The organism is Mesorhizobium sp. WSM4871 (assembly GCF_055811295.1).
The window spans coordinates 254,590-277,512 of record NZ_JBVVPU010000002.1 but is presented as its reverse complement, the minus strand read 5'-3'; the positions used below and the strand labels follow the sequence as shown (position 1 = coordinate 277,512).

Sequence of the window (22,923 nt, the reverse complement as noted above, 5' to 3'; positions counted from 1 at the left end):
TCAGGCTTCGAGCCAGCACTTCGCCAAAGCGTAGCCGTTCATCAGTTCCTGATGCGGGTCGTCGACCCAGCCGCCGACCTTGGCACCCGTCGCGTCGATGAACTGGTTGAACATCGGCAGGATCAGGCCGCCCTCGTCGCGCACCATGACAGCCATGTCGTGGTACATCTGCTTGCGCTTGGTCTCGTCGAGCTCGGCGCGCGCCGCCAGCACCATCTTGTCGAAGTCCGGGCGCTTGAAACGCGTGTCGTTCCAGTCGGCCGACGACAGATAGGCCGTCGAATACATCTGGTCCTGCGTCGAGCGGCCGCCCCAATAGGAGGCGCAGAAGGGCTGCTTGTTCCAGACCTCGTTCCAGTAACCGTCGCCGGGCTCGCGCTTGAGCTCGATCTTGATGCCGGCCTTGGCTGCGCTCTGCTGGAAGAGCTGGGAGGCGTCGACGGCGCCAGGGAAGGCGACGTCCGAGGTCCTGAGCAGCACGGTGCCGTCGTGACCCGACTTCTTGTAGTGGAACTTGGCCTTGTCGGGATCGTATTTGCGCTGCTCGATCTCGCTGAACAGCGGATAGGACGCGTTGATCGGGAAGTCGTTGCCGAGCGAGCCGTAGCCACGCAGGATCTTGTCCAGCATCTCCTCGCGGTCGATCGCCAGCTTCAGCGCGGTGCGCAGATCGTTGTTGTCGAAGGGCGCGGTGTCGCAATGCATGATGAAGACGTAGTGGCCGGGGCCGGCATGGTTGCGGATGGTGACACCCGGCAGACGCTTGATCAGGTCGACGATCTTCGGCTCGACGCGGTTGATCATGTTGACCTGACCGCCCTGCAGGGCTGACGTGCGCGCCGTGGCATCATTAATGACGATGACTTCGATCTGGTCGGCATGGCCCATCTTGTCGCCCTGCCAGTAATTGGCGAAGCGCTCGCCGCCATGGCGCACGCCAGGCTCGTTGGTCACGATCTTGTACGGGCCGGCGCCGATGCCGGCATCGGGCTTGTCCTTGCCGCCGTTCGGCTGGACGATCAGGTGGTAGTCGCTGAGCAGGTAGGGAAGGTCGGCGTTCGCCTCCTTCAAGGTCAGCACGACTTCCTTGCCGCTGGCCTTGATGGTCTCGATGCCTTTCATGTAGCCGAGCGCGCCGGACTTCGACTTCTCGTCTGAATGGCGTTCGAGCGTGGCGGCCACGTCCTCGGCGGTCACCGTCTTGCCATTGTGGAACTCGACGCCGTCGCGGATCTTGAGCGTCCACACCTTGGCGTCGTCCGACGAGCCGATCTCCTCGGCGATGCGGTTCTCGAGCTTGCCCTCGGGCGAGAGCTCGACGATCATTTCGCCCCAGCATTTGCCGAAGGCGAACGGCACCTGCGTCATCATCAGCGCCGGGTCGAGGCTGTTGGTGGATTCGCCGCCGACCAGGCCCGCCTTCAGCGTGCCGCCCTTGACCGGACCGGCAGCGCGGGCGGCACTTGAAAGCAGCGAATTGGCGAAGCTGGCGGAGACGCCGAGCGCGGCGGAGCGGCCGAGAAAGTCACGACGGCTGAGCTTGCCGAACGCGACGCGCCGGCTGAGATAGTCCAGTTCATTCGACATGTTGAGTTCCTCACTCTGTTGGTACGACCTTACGGTCGTTTTTCTTGTTTCTTGTGAGGAGAATAATGACCGCAAGGGAAAGCGGTAAGCAAGACCGAATGCGACATGCCGTGGCGTAAATCGTACGTCGCAATTGGACCAACCCGATAAGCGCTCAGACAAGGCTGCGCGGTATTCTCTCCTCGAAATCGCGCTCGAAAACCAGGATTTCGCCCTCATAGGCCTCGATTCTGGCCGTAACCACGAAGTTTTGTGCGTCAGAGCGCATTTCGGCGGATGTTTCGGTGCGCACGGACCATCCATTTCGCGACAGGGTTTGCGTCCAGTGGGTCTTGCCCGATGCTGACAAGGGATCGTCAGGATGGATCGTCCAGGTCTCGCGGGCGATGCTGCCATTGGCAAGGCCATGGGCGAGATCGCGCACTTCGCCGAAATCGTCTGTGATGGAGAGCGTGACGGTGCCGGTCTTCTCGTCGCGATCGACATGACGCTCGGAATTGGCGGGCCGAACCGTCTCGGTTGCCCAGGGCGTGGCTCCTTCGGGCGAGGAGAAACTGACTTCGTCGCCCTTCGCCAACGGGCGCAGCGGCAGCATCAGCGTCGCCGCCGACAGGTCGAGGCTTGCTGGCTCTGGCGAAGGCCAGATCATCGGCCAATAGGCGCTGGAGACGGCAATGCGCAGCCGGTGTCCGGCCGGCACGCGGTAGCCGCATTGGTCGAGCACGACCCGCGCCGAGACGGTCTCGCCCGGCACCAGTGCCTGTGGGAATTCATGCGAGTCGCGATGCGTCAGGTTGAGCACCCCGTAGGAGATCAGCTCCGAAGCGCCGTCCGGATGCACGTCGCACAGCCGCACAGCGATGTTCGCCTGGGGCCGGTCGGAGGCAAGCCTGACCAGAACCTCCGGTGCGCCTAAAATGTCGATCGCTTCGCTCAGCGCGGGCTGGTCGAAACACACCGACAGCGCATCGTCGGGCCGCTGGTCGCCGGGCAGTTCCGGGCCGAAGGTGAAGGGAAAATATTCGCCGCCGGCAAGGCCGCAGTTCTGCGGCGAAGCGACGATGGCCGGCTTGTTGCCTGCAGGGATGAGCTCGATCTTCAGCGTCTTGATGGCGGGCGACGGCCATTCGTGCTCCGCGACCCAGCGGCCCGTCCGCTCCGGATGCCAGCGCGCCGGGCGCACGCTATCCATCACATAGGCCCGGTAGGCCGGGTCGGCCTCGACGCCGGTGTCGATGCCCTTCAGCCAGCGATCCCACCAGCGCAAGGCTTCCTGCAGGAAACCGATGGCCGGCGTAGGTGCCGCGTAATGCGGGTATTTGTGGATCCAGGGACCGACGATGCCCTTGACCGGCGCCTCGATGTTGGTCACGAGGTGGGAAATGGTGTTGCGGTAGCCGTCATGCCAGCCGCCGATCGACAGCACCGCAGCCTTAACGGCGGAAAAATCCTCGCAGATCGAGCCGCGCTTCCAATAGGCGTCGCGATGCTGGTGCTTCAGCCACAGCGGCATCAGGAAATTCTGGTTCTCCAGCCGGGTCAGCCACAAATCGCGCCACCTATTATCGCCGGCGAGCAGCGGGTCCGGCGGCCGCGACGAATAGGACAGCATGGTCGAGGCCCAGCCGAAATTTTCGATCAACAGGCAGCCGCCCTTGTAATGGATGTCGTCGGCATAGCGGTCGACGGTCGAACACAGGCTGATCACCGCTTTCAGCGCCGGCGGCTGCTTGGCCGCCACCTGAAGGCAGTTGAAGCCGCCCCAGGAGATGCCCATCATGCCGACATTGCCGTTGCACCAGGGCTGGGCCGCTGCCCAGGCGATGACATCGCAGGCGTCCTGCAATTCCTGCTCGGAATATTCGTCGTCCATCAGCCCTTCGGAATCGCCATTGCCGCGCATGTCGACGCGGATCGAGGCATAGCCATGGCCGGCGAAATAGGGGTGCGTCAGCTGATCGCGAAAGATCGTGCCGTCGCGCTTGCGGTAGGGCAGATGTTCGAGGATGACCGGCACCGGATCGTCACCGGCATCTTCCGGCATCCACACCCGCGCCGACAACCGGCAGCCGTCCGGCATGACGATGCCCATATCAGGGAATTCGACGACCTTGCGGGGAAATTCGGTGACGGTTTTCATGCGGTTCTCTCCAGGATGTCAGTGACGCATGAAGCGCGCATGTCATGAAGTCAAACCGGCGACGGTCTGTGTCGCCGCGACGACGATTTGGCGGTGCCACGCTCGACGTCCATCTTGCACAGTTCCGTTAATTTATGTATTACGTTTATTCACTTGGATCCGACGCACTGAGGATGTCTCGCCTGAGAATCGTCTGGGATGAGCCGAAGCGTGTGACGAACCTCGAAAATCGGGGTCTCGACTTTGCCAAACTCGATATTGAGTTTTTCGCGACCGCGACCGTCCTTCCCAGCCAAAGCCGGCCGGCTCAAAGCGATTGGCGAATTCAAGGAGACCGTTCTCGCCGTTGTTTTCAAACCGCTTGGTTCCGAAGCGATTTCGGTGATCTCGATGCGTCGTGCCAGCCGAAAGGAAAGGTCAGTCTATGAGCAATCCTAAATCTCCCATTCGACCGCTCACCGATGAGGAGGAAGCGGAAATTCAAAGACAAATTGCTGCTGATCCCGACGACGCGGAGGCGACCGACGAGCAACTGGCGCAAGCCAAGCCTTTCGCGGAAGTGCTTCCGGAACTTTTCGAGAGCATCAGGCGTGCGCGTGGCCGGCCGGTCGTGGAGAAGCCCAAGCAAGTTGTGTCCATACGCCTGGATCAGGACGTCGTCAGCAAATTCAAGGCCACAGGCAAAGGCTGGCAGGCCAGGATAAATGAGGTGCTGAAGAAGGCGAAGGTAGGTTAGGCAACGGCCAACATCCGAACCGCGTCAATTCAGCGGAATGTCATTCTCGGCCTTGCTCGCCTGATAGGCGCCGGACAGCTCGTCATAGAGCGCGGAGATTGTCGCGATCCGTGCTTCCAACCGCAGGCACTCGGCTTCCGGCAGCGCCCGAACCATCCTGCGGATGGAAAAACTCTTCCAATAGGCGTTCTCGGCATTGTAGCCGCCGGGGTCGAGGGTGAAGACCTCCTTCAGGATCTTCAGATCGTGCGGAATGGCGAAGCTGTCGCGCGAATCCTCGTGGCTGAAAAGGTAGTAGAAATTGTCGAAGCCGGTCCAGGTGATCGCTGACAGGCAGAGCGAGCAGGGCTCGTGGGTGGCAAGGAAAATGGCGTCCTTGGTGTCGACATGCTCGGCCCTGGGCATCTCGTAGAAGCGCTTCAGGCAATGCACCTCGCCGTGCCAGAGCGGGTTTTCGATCTCGTTGTTGGTTTCGGCCAGCACCAGCGAGCGATCGTCCTTCCTCAGGATCGCCGCACCGAACAGCTTGTTGCCATGGGCGACGCCATCGGCTGTCTTCGGCACGATGTCGTGCTCGATCACGTCGAGCAGGCGGTCGATCAGCGATATGTCGGTCACTATGCAATCCTGTCGGGAAGATGGATCTCGTAAGGGTGCGAAAAATGACACTCCTCGAGGTTGGAGCCGTCGCCGCCACGATCGACGATCAGGAAATCCTGGGGCTCACCGATCGGCGTCAGCACGCCGTGCCAGAGGTTGCGCCGATAGTTGATGCCCTGCCCGGGTGCGGTGATGAAGGCATGCGGCTCGCCGGGGCCGTCCTTGCCGTCATGGCAGACCACGACCAGGAACGGGCGCGGCGACAGCGGGATGAAGGCCTGGCTGCCGAAGGGATGGCGCTCGACCATGGTCAGCTTCAGCGGCAATTCATACGGCGTGCCGCGCACCATGGAGATCAGCACGCGCGCATTCGGTCCCCGGGCTTCGGCGGTGGCGAGATCGTGGTAGCGCTCGGCCTTGCCGCCATTGATCGGGTAGTGGTTGTCGCCGCCCATGTCGACGACGTCGCCGAATTCGGCAAAGTTCTCGCGGGTCAGCGGCCGCGCGACGATGCGGGTCACCGCGCACGACCCCCGACACCTGCCCCGCCGAGCTTGGCGTGGCGGTTGACGTCCTTGTAGAGCAGGTAGCGGAATTTACCCGGCCCGCCGGCATAGCAGGCCTGCGGGCAGAAGGCGCGCAGCCACATATAGTCGCCGGCCTCGACCTCGACCCAGTCCTGGTTGAGGCGGTAGACCGCCTTGCCTTCCAGCACATAGAGGCCATGCTCCATGACATGGGTCTCGGCGAAGGGGATGACGGCGCCCGGCTCCAGCGTGACGATGGTGACATGCATGTCGTGGCGCATGTCTTCAGGATCGACGAAGCGCGTCGTCGCCCAGCGGCCCTCGGTGTCGGGCATCGGGCTCGGTGCAACGTCCTGCTCGTTGGTGAAGAAGGCTTGCGGCGTATCGATGCCGTCGACCGCCTCATAGGCCTTGCGTACCCAGTGGAAGCGTACAGTCGCCGCCCCGCTCTCATTGCGGACGGTCCAGCCGCTGGCCGGCGGCAGGAAAGCATAGCCGCCCGGCCTCAAGCTATGCTTTTTGCCGGCAAGCGAAACGCTGAGCTCGCCCTCGACCACGAACAGCACGGCTTCGGCGCCGGCATCCAGTTCCGGCCGGTCGCTGCCGCCGCCTGGGGCGATCTCGACGATGTATTGCGAAAAGGTCTCGGCAAAGCCGGACAGCGGGCGCGCGATGATCCACACCCGGGTCTTGTCCCAGAACGGCAGGGCGCTGGTGACGATGTCCTGCATCACCCCCCTGGGAATGACGGCATAGGCCTCGGTGAAGACGGCGCGGCCGGTCAACAGCTCGCTCTGGCCGGGATGGCCGCCATGCGGCGCGTAGTAGGTTCGCTCGGGCGTCTTGATCGTATCCATGGGTTTCAACCTATTGCGGCAGCATGTCTCTCAGCCGAAGCAGCGCGATGCGCTCGACCTGTTTGCAGGCGGTCTCGAATTCGGCGCCGCGGCTGTTGCCGATGCGCGCCTCGAACTCCGCCAGGATTTCTTCCTTGGTCTTACCCTTCACCGCGATGATGAAAGGGAAGCCGAATGTGGTGACATAGGCGGCATTGAGCTTCGAGAAGAGGTCGCGCTCCTCGTCGGTCAGCGCATCGAGCCCGGCGGACGCCTGCTCTTTCGTCGACTCTGCCGTCAGCCGCCTGGCCTTTGCCAGTTTGCCGGCAAGGTCGGGATGGGCGTTGAGCACGGACAGCCGCTCGGCCTCCGTCGCCGCGCGGAAGACCCGGCAGAGCGCATTGTGCAGGCCTCCGGCACTGTCATGCGCCGCGCCGAGTTCCAATTCATAGGCGCGCTCGGCAATCCACGGCGAATGTTCGAACACGCCACCGAAAGCGTGGACGAAGGGCTCGAATTCCATTTTCGAAGGACGCAACGCCGGCGGCTGGTACGGATGTGTCTCCCGCCAGTGTCGTGCGATGTCGATGCGCCGAGCCAGCCAGACCTTGTCGTGCGACTTCACATAGTCGACGAAGCGCTTCAGCGCCGCGACCCGCCCCGGCCGGCCGACGAGCCGGCAGTGCAGGCCGATATTCATCATGCGCGGCCGCCCTTCTTTGCCCTCGGCATAGAGCGTGTCGAAACTATCCCTGAGATAGGCAAAGAACTGGTCGCCGGAGTTAAATCCCTGCGGCGTGGCGAAACGCATGTCGTTGGCGTCGAGCGTATAGGGGATGACGAGCTGCGGCTTTTCGGCTCCGTCATGCTCGAACCAATAGGGCAGCTCGTCGTCATAGGTGTCCGACACATAATCGAAGCCGCCCTCCTCGGCCACCAGCCGCACGGTGTTGACCGAGGTGCGGCCGGTATACCAGCCGGTCGGGCGCGCGCCGGTCACCTCGTAGTGCAGCTTGATCGCCTCTTCGAGGTCGCGGCGCTCGTCCTCCGGTGCATGGTCGCGATAGTCGATCCATTTCAGCCCGTGCGAAGCGATCTCCCAGCCGGCCTCCTGCATCGCGGCGACCTGGTCGGGCGAGCGCGCCAGCGCGGTGGCGACGCCGTAGCAGGTCACCGGCACCCCCACCTCGGTGAACAGGCGATGGAGCCGCCAGAAGCCGGCGCGGGCGCCATATTCATAAATCGATTCCATGTTCCAGTGGCGCTGGCCAAGCCAGGGTGCGGCGCCGACGATCTCGGACAGGAAGGCTTCCGAAGCCTTGTCTCCATGCAGCACGCAGTTCTCGCCGCCTTCCTCGTAATTGACGACGAACTGCACCGCCACATGCGCGCCGCCGGGCCATTTCGGATCGGGCGGATTGGCTCCGTAGCCGCGCATGTCCCTGATGTAACGCATTGTCACTCCTGCCGGATGGTCGAGGTGAAGATATCGAAAGGAGCGCGCGCGCATTCCCCCGAAAATTTTTGAAAGTGCTTTTTGCCGCGATCCGCTCGACCGGGACTTATGCATGGCCTTTAATGGGCGCACAATTCATCACTATGTTCGATTGTACCGGGCCAATTCGTTCATATCGGAAACAGGAGACGGCTAGGTGGCAGAAACGTCGAAAGCCGATGGCGGGTGTCTGACGACCCATGTCCTCGACACCGCGACCGGCCGCCCGGCTGCAGGCCTGTCGATTGCGCTCTACCGTCTCGACGGCGCCACGCGCACCCATCTGAAGACGGTCCTCACCAACGATGACGGCCGCTGCGATGCGCCGCTGCTTGCCGGCGCCGACTTTCACACCGGCCAATACGAGCTGGTCTTCGCCGCCGGCGATTATCTGCGCCGGCAGGGAACAAAACTGCCGGAACCGGCCTTTCTCGACAGTGTGCCGATCCGCTTCGGCATGGCCGAGGCAGTGCACTATCATGTGCCGTTGCTGATCTCGCCCTATGGCTATTCGACCTACAGGGGGAGCTGAGACATGGCCAGGCTCAAGACCCGCAACGAGATCCGCTTCATCCTGAACGGTGAGGATGTGGCGCTGACGACTGTCGCGCCTGACGCGACCTTGCTCGACTGGCTGCGGCTCAACCGCTCGCTGCGCGGCACCAAGGAAGGCTGCGCCGAAGGCGATTGCGGCGCCTGCACCGTGCTGGTCGGGCGGCTTTCCGCCGGCAGGCTGGTCTATGAAGGCGTCAATGCCTGCATACGTTTCCTCGGCTCGCTCGACGGCGCCCATGTCGTCACCGTCGAGCATTTGCGCGGCGAGCCCGGCAAATTGCACCCCGTGCAGCAGGCGATGGTCGATTTCCACGGCTCGCAATGCGGCTTCTGCACACCGGGCTTTGTCATGTCGCTCTATGCGCTCTGGATGAGGTCGCCGGAGCCGTCGGACGCGGCCATCGAGAAAGCCTTGCAAGGCAATCTCTGCCGCTGCACCGGCTATGAAGCGATCGTGCGCGCGGCACGCGCCATCTCCAGCTACGGCAAGGCGGCCAAGGACCCGTTGGCGGCGGAGCGCAAAGCAATCACCGCGAAGCTTGCGGCGATGAAGGACGGTGCGCGCGTCGAGATCGGCTCTGGCAAGCAGCGGCTGGTCGTGCCGGCCGATGCCGACGATCTGGCAAGCGTGCTCGACAAGGAACCGGGCGCCACCATCGTTGCCGGCTCGACCGATGTCGGCCTTTGGGTCACCAAGCATATGCGCGACATCGCGCCGGCGGTCTTCGTCAACAATCTCGACGGGCTGTGCACGATTTCCGAGGAAAAGGGCGTCATTTCGATCGGCGCCGGCGTCACCTACAGCGACGCCTTCGCGTTGCTGTCGAAGCGCATCCCGGCGCTGGGACCGCTGTTCGACCGCATCGGCGGCGAGCAGGTGCGCAACATGGGCACGATCGGTGGTAACATCGCCAACGGCTCGCCGATCGGCGACACGCCGCCGCCGCTGATCGCGCTCGGAGCACGGCTGACGCTGCGTCGCGGCAAGAAGCGGCGGACGATCCCGCTCGAGGATTTCTTCATCGCCTATGGCAAGCAGGACCGGCTATCAGACGAATTCGTCGAGGCCGTGCATGTGCCGGTGCCGGCCAAGGGCACAAAGTTTGCCGTCTACAAGCTCACCAAGCGCCGCGACGAGGATATCACCGCGGCCCTCGGCGCCTTCAATCTGACGCTCGCCAAGGACGGCAGCGTGGCCGATATCCGCATCGCCTATGGCGGCATGGCGGCAACCCCGAAGCGGGCTTCCGCGGTCGAGAAGGCGCTGCTCGGCAAGCTGTGGACGGAAGCAACGGTGGAGGCGGCGATGGCCGAGTACACCAGCGACTTCACGCCGCTGACCGATATGCGGGCAAGCGCTGAATATCGGGCGCTGGCGGCGAGGAACCTTTTGCTGCGTTTCTTCGCCGAAACCAGCGGCACCAAGGCGCCGATCCAGGTGACGCGGTACGAGGCAGCCTGATGAACAAGCACGCGACCCCCGACCTCAAGGCGCAGAAGATCAAGGGTGGCGTCGCCACCGACCAGCGCCATGATTCCGCGCACAAGCATGTCAGCGGCACGGCCGTCTATATCGACGACATGCCGGAACCGGCAGGCACGCTGCATGGCTGCCTCGGGCTTTCCAATGCAACGCATGCCACCATTACGAAAATGGACCTGTCGGCGGTGCGCGCCGTACCCGGCGTCGTCGACGTGCTGACGGCCAGGGATGTTCCCGGCGAGAACGACATTTCGCCGACCGGCCGTCACGACGAGCCGGTGCTTGCCGACGGCAAGGTGCAATTCCATGGCCAGCCGATCTTCTGTGTTATCGCCGAGACGCGCGAACAGGCGCGCCGCGCCACCAGGCTGGCCAAGGTCGAGTACAAGGAATTGCCTTTCGTCACCGACATCGGCGAGCTCGATCCCCACAAGGACAAGCTGGTCACGCCGCCGCTTACTCTCAAGCGCGGCGATGCCGCCGCGGCGATCAAGGCGGCACCGCGTCGGCTCAAGGGGCAGATGCGCATTGGCGGCCAGGAGCATTTCTATCTCGAAGGCCATATCGCCATGGCCATTCCCGGCGAGGACCAGGACGTCACCATCTATTCCTCGACCCAGCATCCGAGCGAAGTCCAGCATATGGTCAGTCACGCGCTCGGCGTGCAGAGCAATGCCATCACCGTGGAAATCCGCCGCATGGGCGGCGGCTTCGGCGGCAAGGAAACGCAAGGCAACCAGTTCGCCGCGCTCGCGGCAATCGCTGCGAAGCGGCACCACCGCGCGGTAAAAATCCGCCCCGACCGCGACGATGACATGATCGCAACCGGCAAGCGCCACGACTTCCTCGTCGACTACGAGGTCGGCTTCGATGACGAGGGCAATATATCAGGCGTCGACTTCATGTTCGCGGCGCGCTGCGGCTTCTCGTCGGACCTGTCCGGCCCGGTCACCGACCGCGCCCTGTTCCACTGCGACAACACCTATTTCTGGCCAGCGGTGCATGCGCAGTCGGCGCCGCTCTACACCAACACCGTGTCGAACACCGCCTTTCGCGGCTTCGGTGGCCCGCAAGGCATGGTCGGCGCCGAGCGTGTCATCGACGAGGTCGCCTTTGCCGTCGGCAAGGACCCGCTCGAGATCCGCAAGAAGAATTTCTACGGCACCTCGGATCGCAACATCACGCCCTATCACCAGACGGTCGAGGACAACATCATCCATCGCATCGTCGCCGAGCTGGAGGCGAGCTCAGACTATGCACGCCGCCGCCGCATCATCCGGGCCTTCAACGCCAACAGCCGCTTCATCAAGCGCGGCCTGGCGCTGACGCCGGTCAAGTTCGGCATCTCCTTCACCGCCACGCATTACAATCAGGCTGGCGCGCTGGTGCATGTCTACACCGACGGCTCGGTGCATCTGAACCATGGCGGCACCGAGATGGGGCAGGGTCTCTATCTCAAGGTCGCGCAAGTGGTGGCCGAAGAGTTCCAGATCGATCTCGACCAGGTCAAGATCACCGCGACGACGACCGGCAAGGTGCCGAACACTTCCGCCACCGCTGCCTCATCCGGCACCGACCTCAACGGCATGGCGGCGCAGCACGGCGCCCGCCAGATCAAGGAGCGGCTGATAGATTTCGCCGCCGAAAAATACCAGGTGCCGCGCGACCAGGTGCTGTTCCTGCCAAACCGGGTGCGCATCGGCAATCAGGAGATCGCCTTCGCCGACCTCGTCAAGCAGGCCTATATGGCCCGCATCCAGCTTTCGGCGGCGGGTTTCTACAAGACGCCGAAAATCCACTGGAACCGCGACAAGGGCCAAGGCCGTCCCTTCTACTATTTCGCCTATGGCGCTTCCTGCTCGGAAGTCTCGGTCGACACGCTGACCGGCGAATATGTGGTCGAACGCACCGATATATTGCACGAGACCGGCCGCTCGCTGAACCGCGCCATCGATCTCGGCCAGATCGAGGGTGGCTTCATCCAGGGCATGGGCTGGCTGACGACGGAGGAACTGTGGTGGGACGCCAAGGGCCGGCTGCGCACCCATGCGCCGTCGACCTACAAAATCCCCTTGGCTTCCGACCGGCCGAAGATCTTCAACGTCACGCTGGCCGACTGGCCGGAGGCGCATGAACCGACCGTGCATCGCTCCAAGGCCGTCGGCGAGCCGCCGTTCCCGCTCGGCATGTCGGTACTGCATGCGCTGTCGGACGCGGTGGCCAGCGTCGCCGGCCACAAGGTCTGCCCGCGCCTTGATGCACCGGCGACACCAGAACGGGTGCTGATGGCGATCGAGCGGCTGAAAGCGGAGGCCAAGGCGGGGACCTGATCCGGTCAAACGGTGCAAATCCAGCCTGAAAAGCCTATATTTCCCCTTCGGGAACGTGAGCCATGAACTCGAAAGTGCAAAGCCTGAAAGACTTCCTTGCTGGGCAAGGCCGCATTGCGCTGGTCGAGGTCGCCGGGACAAAAGGCTCGACGCCGCGCGAGAAGGGCGCCTTCATGCTGGTCTCGGCATCGGCGATATCAGGCACGATCGGCGGCGGCCAGCTCGAATACATGGCGATCGACAAGGCACGGCAGATGCTCTTCTCCCCCCTTGAGGGGGAGATGGCCGCGAAGCGGCCAGAGGGGGTCGTCTCAGAAGGCACCGCCAAAGCGTCGAGCGCTGCCGCAGCGACCCCACCCGACGGCTTCGCCGCCACCCTCCCCTCAAGGGGGAGGGAAAGCCGCGCCACGCTCGATGTGCCGCTCGGGCCGGAGATCGGCCAATGCTGCGGTGGACGCGTCGAAGTGCTGATCCGGCTCGTCGATGCGGCGCTGGCGCGGGAACTTGTCACAGCGGCGGAAACCGAGGAGGCCAACCTGCCGCACGTCTACCTCTTCGGTGGCGGCCATGTCGGCCAGGCGCTGGCGTCGGCGGCGGCCTTGCTGCCGGTGCATGTCGTCGTTGTCGAGACGCGTGCCGAGGCGTTGGAGGGCATGCCGGAAACGGTCGAAACAAGGCTGACTCCGATGCCAGAGGCAGTGGTGCGCGAGGCGCCCGCGGGAGCCGCCTTCGCCATCCTAACCCATGACCACGCGCTGGATTTCCTGATCGTCGCCGAGGCGCTGAAGCGCGGCGACACCGCCTATGTCGGCATGATCGGCTCGAAGACCAAGAAGGCGACGTTCAAAAGCTGGTTCCTGAAGTCGGCGGAAGGCAGCGAGGCGGAGTTCGCCCGCCTCGTCTCGCCAATCGGCGGCGATGCCGTCAACGACAAGCGCCCGCAGGTGATCGCGGCACTTGCCGTCGCCGAGATCATGACGGCGCTGGTGTCCCATTCGACAGCAATGCCAAACCCGGCTTTCCACGGGAAAGCGATGGCCGAATAACTCAACTATTTAACCGGCGTCTTCCTAAGCGAACGGCATCGATGCGTGCGGTGCTTGCTCCTATGCGGGCAGTTTCAGACCGAGATGTTCTCGCAGAGTGCGGCCTTGGTATTCCTTGCGGAACAGCCCACGTCGTTGCAGTTCCGGCACGACGAGCGTCGCAAAGGCGTCGAGTTCGCCAGGAAACCAGGAAGGCATGACGTTGTAGCCGTCGGCAGCGCCGCCTTCGAACCGTGCCTGCAACTCGTCCGCGACCTGCGCGGCTGTCCCGACGATGCGCCAGTGGCCGCGTGCGCCGGCGAAATGACGGGCAAGCTGGCGGATGGAAAGACCGTCGCGGCGTGATTGCTCGACAACCAGCGCCTGTCGGCTTTTCATGCCCTCTGTCTCAGGCAACTCCGGCATCGGTCCATCAATCGGATAGCGTCCGAGATCGGAGATGCTGAGATAGCTGGAGAGCAGCGCGACGCCGACATCGTCGGGGATCAGCTCCTGCAGTTCCTCATATTTCTCGCGGGCTTCCGCTTCCGTTTCTGCCACCACCGGGGAAACGCCCGGCATGATCTTGATGTCGTCCGGCTCGCGCCCGTAAGCCGCCAGCCGCCCCTTGAGATCGTCGTAAAAGACCTTTGCTTCCTCGAAAGTCTGCGCCGCCGTGAACACCACATCGGCGGTACGGGAGGCAAGGTCCCGGCCGACGTCCGAGGCGCCGGCCTGGACCATCACCGGCGCGCCCTGCTGCGAGCGCGGCAGATCGAGCGCATACTTCACCGAAAAGCTCTGGCCTTCATGGTTTGGGTCAGTCGCGTCCGCGCCGTGCCAAAGCCCGGTGACCACTTCAGCGAATTCCCGCGCCCGCACGTAGCGGTCGGCATGGGGCTTGAGGCCTGTGGAGCCGAAATTGGCGGCTTCGATGGGACTGGCCGAGGTGACCAGGTTCCAGCCCGCCCGCCCACCGCTCAGACGGTCGAGCGACAGGAAGGTCCGTGCCAGCCCGTAGGGCTCGTTGTAGCTGGTCGAAGCCGTGGAAACGAGGCCGATGCGTTCGGTCTGGACCGCGAGAGCCGAAAGCAGGCTGATCGGCTCGAAGCCGATCGAACGCGAGGTCTGGCTGGCTATGCCGACATCGGCTTCGCGCAGGCCGGCCGCGTCCTCGCAAAAGATCATGTCGAACTTCGCCGCCTCCGCCATGCGCGCCAGCTGGATGTAGTGGTCGATGTCGATACCCGCCGTCACATGCGCCTCGGGATGGCGCCAGGCGGCGATGTGGTGGCCGGTTGCCCAAAGGAAGAGGCCGAGCTTCATCTGGCGTGAGGTGCCGGTCATCGGTCGCCTCCGGCAAGTCCGAGATGCGAGCGCAGCGTCGTCCCGGGATAGTCCTGTCGAAACAGGCCGCGGCGGCAAAGGTCCGGCAGCACGCGGTCGACGAAATCGCGGAGCGCCGAAGGCAGAGGCGGCATCAGGATGTTGAACCCGTCGCAGCTTTCCGTCCGGAAAAATGTTTCGAGCCTGTCGACGATGACATCGCCCCCGATAGTGATCAGCAGCTTGACTGCGTCCGGTTCACGTCCGCATGCCGCGACACGGCGCTTCAGATCGTCGTGGCGCAGCTTGACGTCCTCCGCCGAACCTTCCAGCAGGACGACATCGGCGGTGCGGGCGGCGAAATCGAGGTCGTCCTCCGTCAGGCCGGATAGCACGAGCACCGGCGTATCCTGCGGTGAGCGCGCCACATTGAGCGGCCCGCGCACCGAGAAAAACTCGCCCTTGTGGTCGAGCAGATGCATCTTTTCCGGGTCGTGGAAGCGGCCATTGCTTTTGTCGAACAACAGCGCGTCCGCCTCCCAGCCGTTCCACAGGCCTTGAACGACGCCAATATATTCTTGCGCGCGGCGGCGAAAATCGTCAGGGGAAAACCCGTCCGGCCGGCTGAAATTGGCCGCCTCGCGCGGATCCTGGGCCATGGTCGCGCTCCAGCCGGCCCGGCCGTGGCTGATGATGTCGAGCGAAGCAAAACGGCGCGCCAGATTGTAGGGCTGGTGGGCGACCGTCGATGCCGCTGCGACGAGGCCGATCCTGCTTGTCACCGTCGCCAGGGCCGCCAGCAAGGTCGTTGCTTCGAACGGGCTTCTCGATCCGCCGTTGCCGGGCATGCGATCGGCAAGGACAACCATGTCCAGCCCAGCCGCTTCCAGCTGCCGGACAAAGCTGGCTATGAAGCTGAAGTCCGGACCGGCCTGTCCGGGCGCGGAAGTGATGTTGAGCGAAACGGCGAGATGCATGACGCGAACCTAAGTCCGCCTTCGCGCAAGGCAAGCCCATAGAGTGGGCCAGCTGCCCTTCACTTGCCGGCCAGAATATCCCTGATCAGCCGCTGGCAGCGCTCGGCCATGAAGTCGAGCAGCAGCCGCACTTTCGGGTCCTGCAGCTTCTTGTGCGGGTAGACGGCGGCGAACTGTACCGGTGTCGGCGGCGCATTGGCGAGGATCACCTTCAGCCGCCGGTCGCGAATGAACGGCTCGACCTCGAAGCGCGGCTTGTTGATGATGCCGCGGCCCGACAGCGCCCAGCCGGTCAGCACATCGCCATCGTCGGTGTCGTAGGGGCCGTGCACCTCGAATTTCCGCGGGCCGTCCGCGGTCTGCAACGTCCACACATATTCGCGCGCGCCGGAATAGCGCAGCATCAGGCAGTCGTGCTTCTTGCCGATCAGCTCCTGCGGCTCGGCTGGTTCGCCGCGCGCCTCCAGATATTTCGGCGCCGCCACCAGCACCCGTTCGCATTCCATGATGCCGCGCATCCTGAGGCTGGAATCCTCGATGATGCCCAGCCGGAAGGCGACGTCGATGCCTTCCTTCATGATGTCGACATTGTGATCGGAGAGCCGGAGCCGCACCTCGATGTCAGGGTACTTGTCGTGGAAATCGGGAATGCCCGACGCCACCAGCCGGCGGCCAAGACCCAAGGGCGCCGTGACGCGAATGGTGCCGCGAGGCTGGCCCGACAAGGCGCTGACCGCGGCTTCCGCCTCGGTGATCGCCTCCAGCACCTGCTTGGCGCCCGAGTAAAAAACCGTGCCGTGCTCGGTGGGCATCAATTGCCTGGTCGTGCGGTTGAACAGCCTGACGCCGAGGTGTTTCTCCAGCTCCTTGATGCGGTTGGAGGCGACCGCCGGCGAGATGCGCATATCGCGGCCCGCCGCCGACAGATTGCCGAGTTCGACGACGCGCACGAAAACGGCGATGTTGTCGAGATAGGCCATAAGGAGCACCTTCGCCGGTTTGCGGTGATCAGCCTAGCGCATGACCCCGAAAATCGGAATCGATTTTCGGAAAGGATCATGCGCCAGATAAAAAGTGCGACAGCGTCCTTTGCGCGTCCGAGTGGACGCGCGGCGCTGTAGTATTTTCCATTTTTTTTTGAAAGTCATCGTGCGCCTCGCCCCTTTTCGTTTGCGCTCCACACCGTAAAGTCAGCCAATCGGCAGGGACGACTTCAATGATGGATTTCGCGATTTTCTGGGACTGGCTGAGTTTCGCCGTGCGCTGGTTGCACGTCGTCACCGGCATCGCCTGGATCGGCTCGTCCTTCTATTTCGTCGCGCTTGACCTTGGCCTGCGCCAGCGTCCGGGCATGCCTGCCGGCGCCTTTGGCGAGGAGTGGCAGGTACATGGCGGCGGCTTCTACCACATCCAGAAATATCTGGTGGCGCCGGCCGAAATGCCCGAGCATCTGACCTGGTTCAAATGGGAGTCCTACGCCACCTGGCTCTCGGGCTTCGCCATGCTGTGCGTCGTCTACTACGCCGGCGCCGACCTGTTCCTGATCGATCCGAATGTGCTGCCGATGTCGGTGCCTACAGGTATCCTGCTGTCGCTGGCCACGATCGGCGTCGGCTGGGTAGTCTACGATCTCCTGTGCCGCTCGCCGCTCGGCAAGAGCGACACCGGCCTGATGCTGGTGCTCTATGGCGTGCTGGTGTTTATCGCCTGGGGGCTCACCCATCTGTTCACCGGCCGCGCCGCCTTCCTGCATCTCGGCGCTATCACCGCCACGATCATGTCGGCCAATGTCTTCATGGTCATCATCCCCAACCAGAAGATCGTCGTCGCCGACCTGATCGCCGGCAGGAAGCCCGATCCGAAATATGGCAAGATCGCCAAGCAGCGCTCGTTGCACAACAACTACCTGACGCTGCCCGTCCTGTTCCTGATGCTGTCGAACCATTATCCGCTGGCATTTGCCACTGAGTTCAACTGGGTCATCGCCTCGCTGGTATTCATCATCGGCGTGCTGATCCGGCACTATTTCAACACCGTCCATGCGCGCAAGGGCAACCCGACCTGGACCTGGCTCGCCGCCGCCATCCTGTTCGTCGTCATCATCTGGCTGTCGACGGCGCCCAAGGTGCTGACTGGCGAGTCCAAAGCATCGGCAGCGGCGCAAGTCTACATCGCATCGGCGCATTTCCCTGCCGTGCGCGACACCGTGCTTGGTCGCTGTTCGATGTGCCACACGCAGGAGCCGGTCTATGAAGGTATCTATCACGCGCCGAAAGGGGTGATGCTGGATACCGATGCGGCCATAGCCGAGCATGCCCGCGAAATCTATTTGCAGGCCGGCCGTAGCCACGCCATGCCGCCTGCCAATGTCACAGAGATCAGCGACAAGGAGCGGGCGCTGCTGGTGACCTGGTTCGAAGGCGCGGGAAAATAGCATGACATCCATACTGCTGCGCGGCCGCACGCTGTCCTTCCTGCGCTGGCCCGAGACCATCGACGATCATGCCGCCTGGCGCTACGAGGAGGATGGCGGCCTGCTCATCCGCGACGGCCGGATCGTCGCTGCCGGCGCCTATGCCGAGATCGAGAAACAGGCCGGCGAGCGGGTAAAGAAGATCGATCACCGGCCGCATTTGCTGTTGCCGGGCTTCATCGACGCGCATGTGCATTTTCCGCAGATGCAGGTCATCGCATCCCATGGCGCTGAGCTGCTCGACTGGCTGAACACCTACACGTTTCCCGAGGAAACGAAATTCCAGAACGCCCAGCATGGCCGCCGCATCGCCAGGCTGTTCCTCGACGAGATGGTGCGCCATGGCACGACGACGGTCGCCGCCTATTGCTCGGTGCACAAGGCTTCGGCCGAGGCTTTCTTTGCCGAATCGCATCACCGCAACATGCTAAACATCGCCGGCAAGGTGATGATGGACCGCAACGCGCCTGAAGGCGTGCTCGACACGCCGCAGTCGGGCTATGACGACACCAAGGCGCTGATCAAGGAATGGCATGGCAAGGGGCGCCAGCTTTATGCCATCACGCCGCGCTTCGCCATCACTTCGTCGCCCGAGCAGTTGGAGATGGCGGGCGCGCTCTGCCGCGAACATCCCGATCTGCACATGCAGACGCATCTGTCGGAAAACCACGCCGAGATCGCCTTTACCCGAGAACTTTACCCGCAACTGCGCGACTACACCGACGTCTACGAACATTACGGGCTGCTTGGGAAAAAGAGCCTGCTTGGCCACTGCATCCATCTGTCGGAACGCGAGGCCGATGCGATTTCGGATGCGGGGTCGATTGCGGTCTTCTGCCCGACGTCGAACCTGTTCCTCGGCTCCGGCCTGTTCGACTATCAGCGCTTCCGCAGGCGCGACAAGGCACTCCGCATCGCCACCGCCACCGATGTCGGCGGCGGCACCAACTATTCGATGCTGCGCACCATGGATGAGGGCTACAAGGTCATCGCGCTGAACGGCGAGAAGCTCAACCCGTTCCAGTCCTTCTGGCAGCTCACCCGCGGCAATGCCGAGGCGCTGTCGGTCGTGGAAAAAGTCGGCACGCTGGACCAGGACACCGACGCCGACATTGTCGTGCTGGACGCTCGCGCCACGCCGGCGATGCGGCTCAGGATGGAAACCATTGAGACTCTGGCGGAGGAACTGTTTCTGCTGCAGACATTGGGCGACGACCGCGCCGTGCGCGAGGTTTATGTCGCGGGCCAGGCGGCGAAGAGCGACATGGCGACTTAGCGCGTTCCCTACCGGTCACCTGACACCACTCGTCGCTTGACACTACTCATCGCTTGACCTGGCGGCAGCCATCGGTCAAAGCGTGCGGCGAAATTGACAGGGAAACGACATGGCCGTTGCGGATGACATCGCTCTGATCAAGAAACAGGAAGCCACGCTCGTCTTCCCGGCCTTCGACGAGGCCGTCGCCTTCAAGATCGGCTCGGCGATCCGCGATCGGGCGCTCAGGCAAGACCTGCCCATCATCGTCGATATCAGAACCTTCGACCGGCCGTTGTTCTATGCCGCCATGCCTGGCTCCAACGCCTCCAATCCGGATTGGGCGCGGCGCAAGATCAATGTGGTGCGACGCTACCTCAGAAGCACCTATCGCATGGTTCTGGAGCAGCAGCGCCCCGAGCGCAGCTTCAAGGTCGGCGAAGGGCTGGATATTGCAGATTATGTGCTTGCCGGCGGCGGTTTTCCCATAAATGTCAAGGGCGCCGGCGTCATCGGCGTGATCGCCGTCTCCGGCCTGCCGGAGCGCGAGGACCATGGCGTTGTCATCGACGCATTGTGTGAGCATCTCGGCATTGACGGGCGCGATTTGGCATTGCCGCACGAAGAAAAATCGTGACGTTGACGCCGCCCCTCATCCGCCTGCCGGCACCTTCTCCCCGTATAGGGACGGGGAGAAGAGAAGCGCTCCAACGCCGGCGATCCCCTCTCCCCGCATCTATACGGGGAGAGGGTAAGGGTGAGGGGCAGCGCCAGCCTCGGAAAAATTCGCAAACCACTGATGGCGGGCAGATATGACCGTGCTCGACCCCAAATCCTTCCTCACCGCCATCTTCAACGCCGCTGTCGCCGCCGCCGATCCCGAGAAAACCATAAGGGATCATTTGCCGGCAAAACCAAAGGGGCGCACCATCGTCATTGGCGCTGGCAAGGGTTCGGCGCAGATGGCGGCGGCTTTCGAGAAAGTCTGGGATGGGCCGATCGACGGGCTGGTCGTCACCCGCTACGGCTATGGCGCGAAATGCGAGCGCATCGAGATCATCGAAGCGGCGCATCCGGTGCCGGACGCTGCAGGTCTGGAAGCCTCGCGTCGGCTGCTGGCGAAGGTCCAGGGCTTGACCGAGGACGATCTGGTCGTGGCGCTGATTTCGGGTGGCGGCTCGGCGCTGCTGCCGTCGCCGGCCGAAGGTCTCACGCTGGCCGACGAGATCGCCGTCAACGAGGCATTGCTTGCCTCGGGCGCGCCGATCGCGGCGATGAACACCATCCGCAAGCATGTTTCCACCATCAAGGGCGGCAGGCTGGCGGCCGCTGCTCATCCGGCCAAGGTGGTGTCGCTGGTCGTTTCCGACATCCCCGGCGACAACCCTGCGCTGGTTGCCTCCGGCCCGACCGTGCCGGATGCCGGTAGCCGCGAAGACGCCCTGGCCTCGATATCGGCCTATGGCATGGAACTGCCGGTTTCCATCATGGCGCATATCAGTTCGCCGGCAGCCGATGCACCACGCGCCGACGATCCGCGTTTTTCTCGCAATGAAGTGCATTTGATCGCCTCGGCCGGTGTCTCGCTGGAGGCGGCGGCAGGGGAAGCCCGGCGCCAGGGCATCAAGACGGTCATCCTGTCCGATTCCATCGAGGGCGAAGCGCGCGAGGTCGGCGGCGTCCATGCGGCGATCGCGCGCGAGGTGGCGACACGCAACCGGCCGTTCTCGAAACCGGTGCTGATCCTGTCCGGCGGCGAGACCACGGTGACGTTGCGGGCAAAAGGCAAGGGCGGACGCAACTCGGAATTCCTGCTTGCTTTCGCCATCGGCATCAGTGGCGTGGACGGCATCGACGCACTGGCCGCCGACACCGACGGCATCGACGGTTCGGAGGACAATGCCGGCGCCTTTGCCGACGGCTCCACGGTTTCACGCATGCGAGCAGAAGGCGTCGATGCCAAGGCCATGCTTGCCTCCAACAATGCCTGGACGGCCTTCAATGCCGTCGGCGGTCTTTTCCGGCCTGGCCCGACCGGCACGAACGTCAATGATCTCAGGGCGATACTGATCCGGTAGGCTCGTCCAAACCCTCAGGCGGCCATCAGCTTCTTCACCGCCTTCATGTCCTGCAGGAACCGCTCGCGTTCCGCCTGTTTGTCCGCCGGCTCGCGGATGCGCAGGATGAAGGACGGGTGGATCGTGACGAACACGCGCAAGCCATCGTCGCGCTCGACGATCTTGCCGCGCATTTTCATGATCGGTACCACCTTGCCGAGCAGCGACTGCGCCGCGGTCGCGCCGAGCGCCACCACCAGATTGGGTTTGATCAGCTCGAGTTCCTTGTCGAGCCACCAGCGGCAGGCCTGCACCTCACCGGCATTCGGCTTGGAATGGATGCGTCGCTTGCCGCGCGGCTCGAATTTGAAATGCTTGACCGCGTTGGTGACATAGACTTTCTGGCGGTCGACGTCCGCATCATCCAGTATGGCGTCGAAGACCTTGCCGGCCGGGCCGACGAAAGGCTTGCCGGCGAGATCCTCCTGATCGCCTGGCTGTTCGCCGACGAAGATCACCTTGGCCTTGTCGGGTCCTTCGCCGAACACGGTCTGCGTGGCGTCGCGCCACAGCGGACAACGGCGGCAGGCTTTCGCCACCTCGCGGAGTTCAGGAATCGTGCTTGCGCCATCGTCCTCGGTGGTTTCGGCGAGCCCACCCCTTGGCCAGTGCTTGGCCTGCACCTTGGCATGATGAGGGGCCGGCGCGGTTGGCATTCTGGCAATCATATCCTTGGCGGCCTTGTCCGCTCCTGCGATCATCTCTGGAATGAGCGAGGCCTCGGGAAGGTTCCGCCAATATTTCTTCGGCATCTCCTTCCGCATCGCTTTCACCTTCAGCCGTGCCGGATTGAAGATGTTTTCGAAATAGGTGCGCCACAGCGCTTCGGTATCGTCCTGCGCCGGCGCATCGCCTTTGGCCGCACCTGACCCGATCGCCAGCCTTTCACCGTCCCAGTCGGCGGACGCCTGTGGCGTCAGAATGGTCCAGCGCATGCCAGTGAAGCGTCGGACGAAGAAAGCCGCATTGCGCTCGACGATGAAATGATCGGGCTCGAACCAGGCGACGTAGCGCTCATTGGCGCCATCGCCGACCTTTCGGAAGCGCACAAACGCCCGCATTTTGTGGATATCGCGACGCACCGCTTTTTCCAGGGTCTCAAGGCGCCTTGTATCGCCATCGGATGCAATGGCAAGGAGCTTCGGTTCCGTGCGCAGCCGCCAGAGGAACCGGTAGAGGAAAGCGAAACGGTCAGGGTCGGAGTGGCAGAAGGCCGTTTCGGCATGTTCGATGAATTCACGCGGTACGACAAGCCGCGCCTCCGAAGGAACAGCCGGTAAACTGTTCCGGCGCTGACCGGAGCCTGATGCGACTTGCCAACTGATGTCCTCAGGTCGGATCCCGTTCAATGCCAGTCGCCGTGCCGCATCGCGCCAACCGGCGAAGTCGGTCTGGCTGTCGAGCCACACAACATGTGGGGCAAGGTCTAGCTCATCGGTTCGGATTGTGGGTCTCTGCATG

General features: G+C 63.4%; 19 protein-coding genes and 1 pseudogene. 10 read left to right on the top strand and 10 right to left on the bottom strand.

The features are described from left to right. Both AC0L2H_RS04705 and AC0L2H_RS04700 read right to left on the bottom strand, forming a co-directional pair. On the bottom strand, nucleotides 1-1,587 hold the full coding sequence (locus tag AC0L2H_RS04705; RefSeq protein WP_473589114.1) for an ABC transporter substrate-binding protein: 1,587 nt from the start codon (nucleotides 1,585-1,587) through the stop codon (nucleotides 1-3). 154 nt (nucleotides 1,588-1,741) lie between these two features. Next, entirely contained in the window at nucleotides 1,742-3,727 is a 1,986-nt protein-coding gene (locus tag AC0L2H_RS04700; RefSeq protein WP_473589113.1) for a CocE/NonD family hydrolase, read from the bottom strand. 182 nt (nucleotides 3,728-3,909) lie between these two features. On the opposite strand from AC0L2H_RS04700, the pseudogene AC0L2H_RS04695 reads away from it, so the two are divergent. Both AC0L2H_RS04695 and AC0L2H_RS04690 read left to right on the top strand, forming a co-directional pair. After that, nucleotides 3,910-4,165: pseudogene (locus AC0L2H_RS04695) on the top strand (BrnT family toxin). Continuing rightward, nucleotides 4,152-4,463, top strand: coding sequence for a BrnA antitoxin family protein (locus AC0L2H_RS04690; protein ID WP_473589112.1), 312 nt, complete (start codon nucleotides 4,152-4,154; stop codon nucleotides 4,461-4,463). The pseudogene AC0L2H_RS04695 and the gene AC0L2H_RS04690 overlap by 14 nt, the downstream one beginning before the upstream one ends. A gap of 24 nt (nucleotides 4,464-4,487) precedes the next feature. On the opposite strand, the gene AC0L2H_RS04685 is transcribed toward AC0L2H_RS04690, so the two are convergent. The 4 genes from AC0L2H_RS04685 to puuE are packed head-to-tail and all read right to left on the bottom strand — an operon-like array spanning nucleotide 4,488 to nucleotide 7,882. Next, nucleotides 4,488-5,081, bottom strand: a complete 594-nt coding sequence (locus AC0L2H_RS04685; RefSeq protein ID WP_473589110.1) for a nucleoside deaminase — start codon at nucleotides 5,079-5,081, stop codon at nucleotides 4,488-4,490. Beyond that, the gene (locus AC0L2H_RS04680) at nucleotides 5,081-5,584 is read right to left on the bottom strand and encodes an ureidoglycolate lyase (protein WP_473589109.1); all 504 of its coding nucleotides are present in this window, start codon (nucleotides 5,582-5,584) and stop codon (nucleotides 5,081-5,083) included. The genes AC0L2H_RS04685 and AC0L2H_RS04680 overlap by 1 nt, the downstream gene beginning before the upstream one ends. Beyond that, nucleotides 5,581-6,447 carry a bifunctional allantoicase/(S)-ureidoglycine aminohydrolase gene (locus AC0L2H_RS04675; protein WP_473589108.1) on the bottom strand — a complete coding sequence of 289 codons (867 nt, stop codon included), beginning with the start codon at nucleotides 6,445-6,447 and terminating at the stop codon, nucleotides 5,581-5,583. Before AC0L2H_RS04675 ends, AC0L2H_RS04680 begins: the two co-directional genes overlap by 4 nt. A gap of 10 nt (nucleotides 6,448-6,457) precedes the next feature. Then, a complete protein-coding gene (gene puuE / locus AC0L2H_RS04670; protein ID WP_473589107.1) occupies nucleotides 6,458-7,882 on the bottom strand; it encodes an allantoinase PuuE in 1,425 nt (474 codons plus the stop codon). 196 nt (nucleotides 7,883-8,078) lie between these two features. Here puuE and uraH point away from each other — a divergent pair, with 196 nt between their 5' ends. The 4 genes from uraH to xdhC all read left to right on the top strand — a co-directional run bounded on the left by uraH (nucleotide 8,079) and on the right by xdhC (nucleotide 13,335). Beyond that, a complete protein-coding gene (uraH, locus tag AC0L2H_RS04665) occupies nucleotides 8,079-8,453 on the top strand; it encodes a hydroxyisourate hydrolase (protein ID WP_473589106.1) in 375 nt (124 codons plus the stop codon). Between the two features lie 3 nt (nucleotides 8,454-8,456). Then, entirely contained in the window at nucleotides 8,457-9,938 is a 1,482-nt protein-coding gene (gene xdhA / locus AC0L2H_RS04660; protein ID WP_473589105.1) for a xanthine dehydrogenase small subunit, read from the top strand. Further along, complete coding sequence (xdhB, locus tag AC0L2H_RS04655) at nucleotides 9,938-12,289, top strand: xanthine dehydrogenase molybdopterin binding subunit (RefSeq protein WP_473589104.1); 2,352 nt, start codon at nucleotides 9,938-9,940, stop codon at nucleotides 12,287-12,289. The genes xdhA and xdhB overlap by 1 nt, the downstream gene beginning before the upstream one ends. Before the next feature lie 62 nt (nucleotides 12,290-12,351). Beyond that, entirely contained in the window at nucleotides 12,352-13,335 is a 984-nt protein-coding gene (gene xdhC, locus AC0L2H_RS04650) for a xanthine dehydrogenase accessory protein XdhC (RefSeq protein ID WP_473589103.1), read from the top strand. 60 nt (nucleotides 13,336-13,395) lie between these two features. Here the strand turns inward: xdhC and AC0L2H_RS04645 are convergent, their stop codons facing one another. From AC0L2H_RS04645 to AC0L2H_RS04635, 3 genes are read right to left on the bottom strand one after another with little or no spacing between them, the layout of a single operon-like run. Next, nucleotides 13,396-14,661, bottom strand: coding sequence for an LLM class flavin-dependent oxidoreductase (locus AC0L2H_RS04645; protein ID WP_473589102.1), 1,266 nt, complete (start codon nucleotides 14,659-14,661; stop codon nucleotides 13,396-13,398). Further along, nucleotides 14,658-15,617, bottom strand: coding sequence for an LLM class flavin-dependent oxidoreductase (locus AC0L2H_RS04640; RefSeq protein WP_473589101.1), 960 nt, complete (start codon nucleotides 15,615-15,617; stop codon nucleotides 14,658-14,660). The genes AC0L2H_RS04645 and AC0L2H_RS04640 overlap by 4 nt, the downstream gene beginning before the upstream one ends. A 59-nt stretch (nucleotides 15,618-15,676) precedes the next feature. Next, a complete protein-coding gene (locus AC0L2H_RS04635) occupies nucleotides 15,677-16,597 on the bottom strand; it encodes a LysR family transcriptional regulator (RefSeq protein WP_473589100.1) in 921 nt (306 codons plus the stop codon). Nucleotides 16,598-16,833: 236 nt separating this feature from the next. Between AC0L2H_RS04635 and AC0L2H_RS04630 the strand changes: the two genes are divergently transcribed. The 4 genes from AC0L2H_RS04630 to AC0L2H_RS04615 all read left to right on the top strand — a co-directional run bounded on the left by AC0L2H_RS04630 (nucleotide 16,834) and on the right by AC0L2H_RS04615 (nucleotide 21,423). Then, the gene (locus AC0L2H_RS04630) at nucleotides 16,834-18,051 is read left to right on the top strand and encodes a urate hydroxylase PuuD (RefSeq protein WP_473589099.1); all 1,218 of its coding nucleotides are present in this window, start codon (nucleotides 16,834-16,836) and stop codon (nucleotides 18,049-18,051) included. 1 nt (nucleotide 18,052) lies between these two features. Next, on the top strand, nucleotides 18,053-19,366 hold the full coding sequence (gene guaD / locus AC0L2H_RS04625) for a guanine deaminase (RefSeq protein WP_473589098.1): 1,314 nt from the start codon (nucleotides 18,053-18,055) through the stop codon (nucleotides 19,364-19,366). A gap of 109 nt (nucleotides 19,367-19,475) precedes the next feature. Then, nucleotides 19,476-19,982, top strand: a complete 507-nt coding sequence (locus tag AC0L2H_RS04620) for a heme-degrading domain-containing protein (RefSeq protein WP_473589097.1) — start codon at nucleotides 19,476-19,478, stop codon at nucleotides 19,980-19,982. Nucleotides 19,983-20,157: 175 nt separating this feature from the next. Continuing rightward, nucleotides 20,158-21,423, top strand: coding sequence for a glycerate kinase type-2 family protein (locus AC0L2H_RS04615; RefSeq protein ID WP_473589096.1), 1,266 nt, complete (start codon nucleotides 20,158-20,160; stop codon nucleotides 21,421-21,423). Between the two features lie 14 nt (nucleotides 21,424-21,437). On the opposite strand, the gene AC0L2H_RS04610 is transcribed toward AC0L2H_RS04615, so the two are convergent. Further along, nucleotides 21,438-22,922 carry a UdgX family uracil-DNA binding protein gene (locus AC0L2H_RS04610; protein WP_473589095.1) on the bottom strand — a complete coding sequence of 495 codons (1,485 nt, stop codon included), beginning with the start codon at nucleotides 22,920-22,922 and terminating at the stop codon, nucleotides 21,438-21,440. Nucleotide 22,923: the final 1 nt, after the last annotated feature.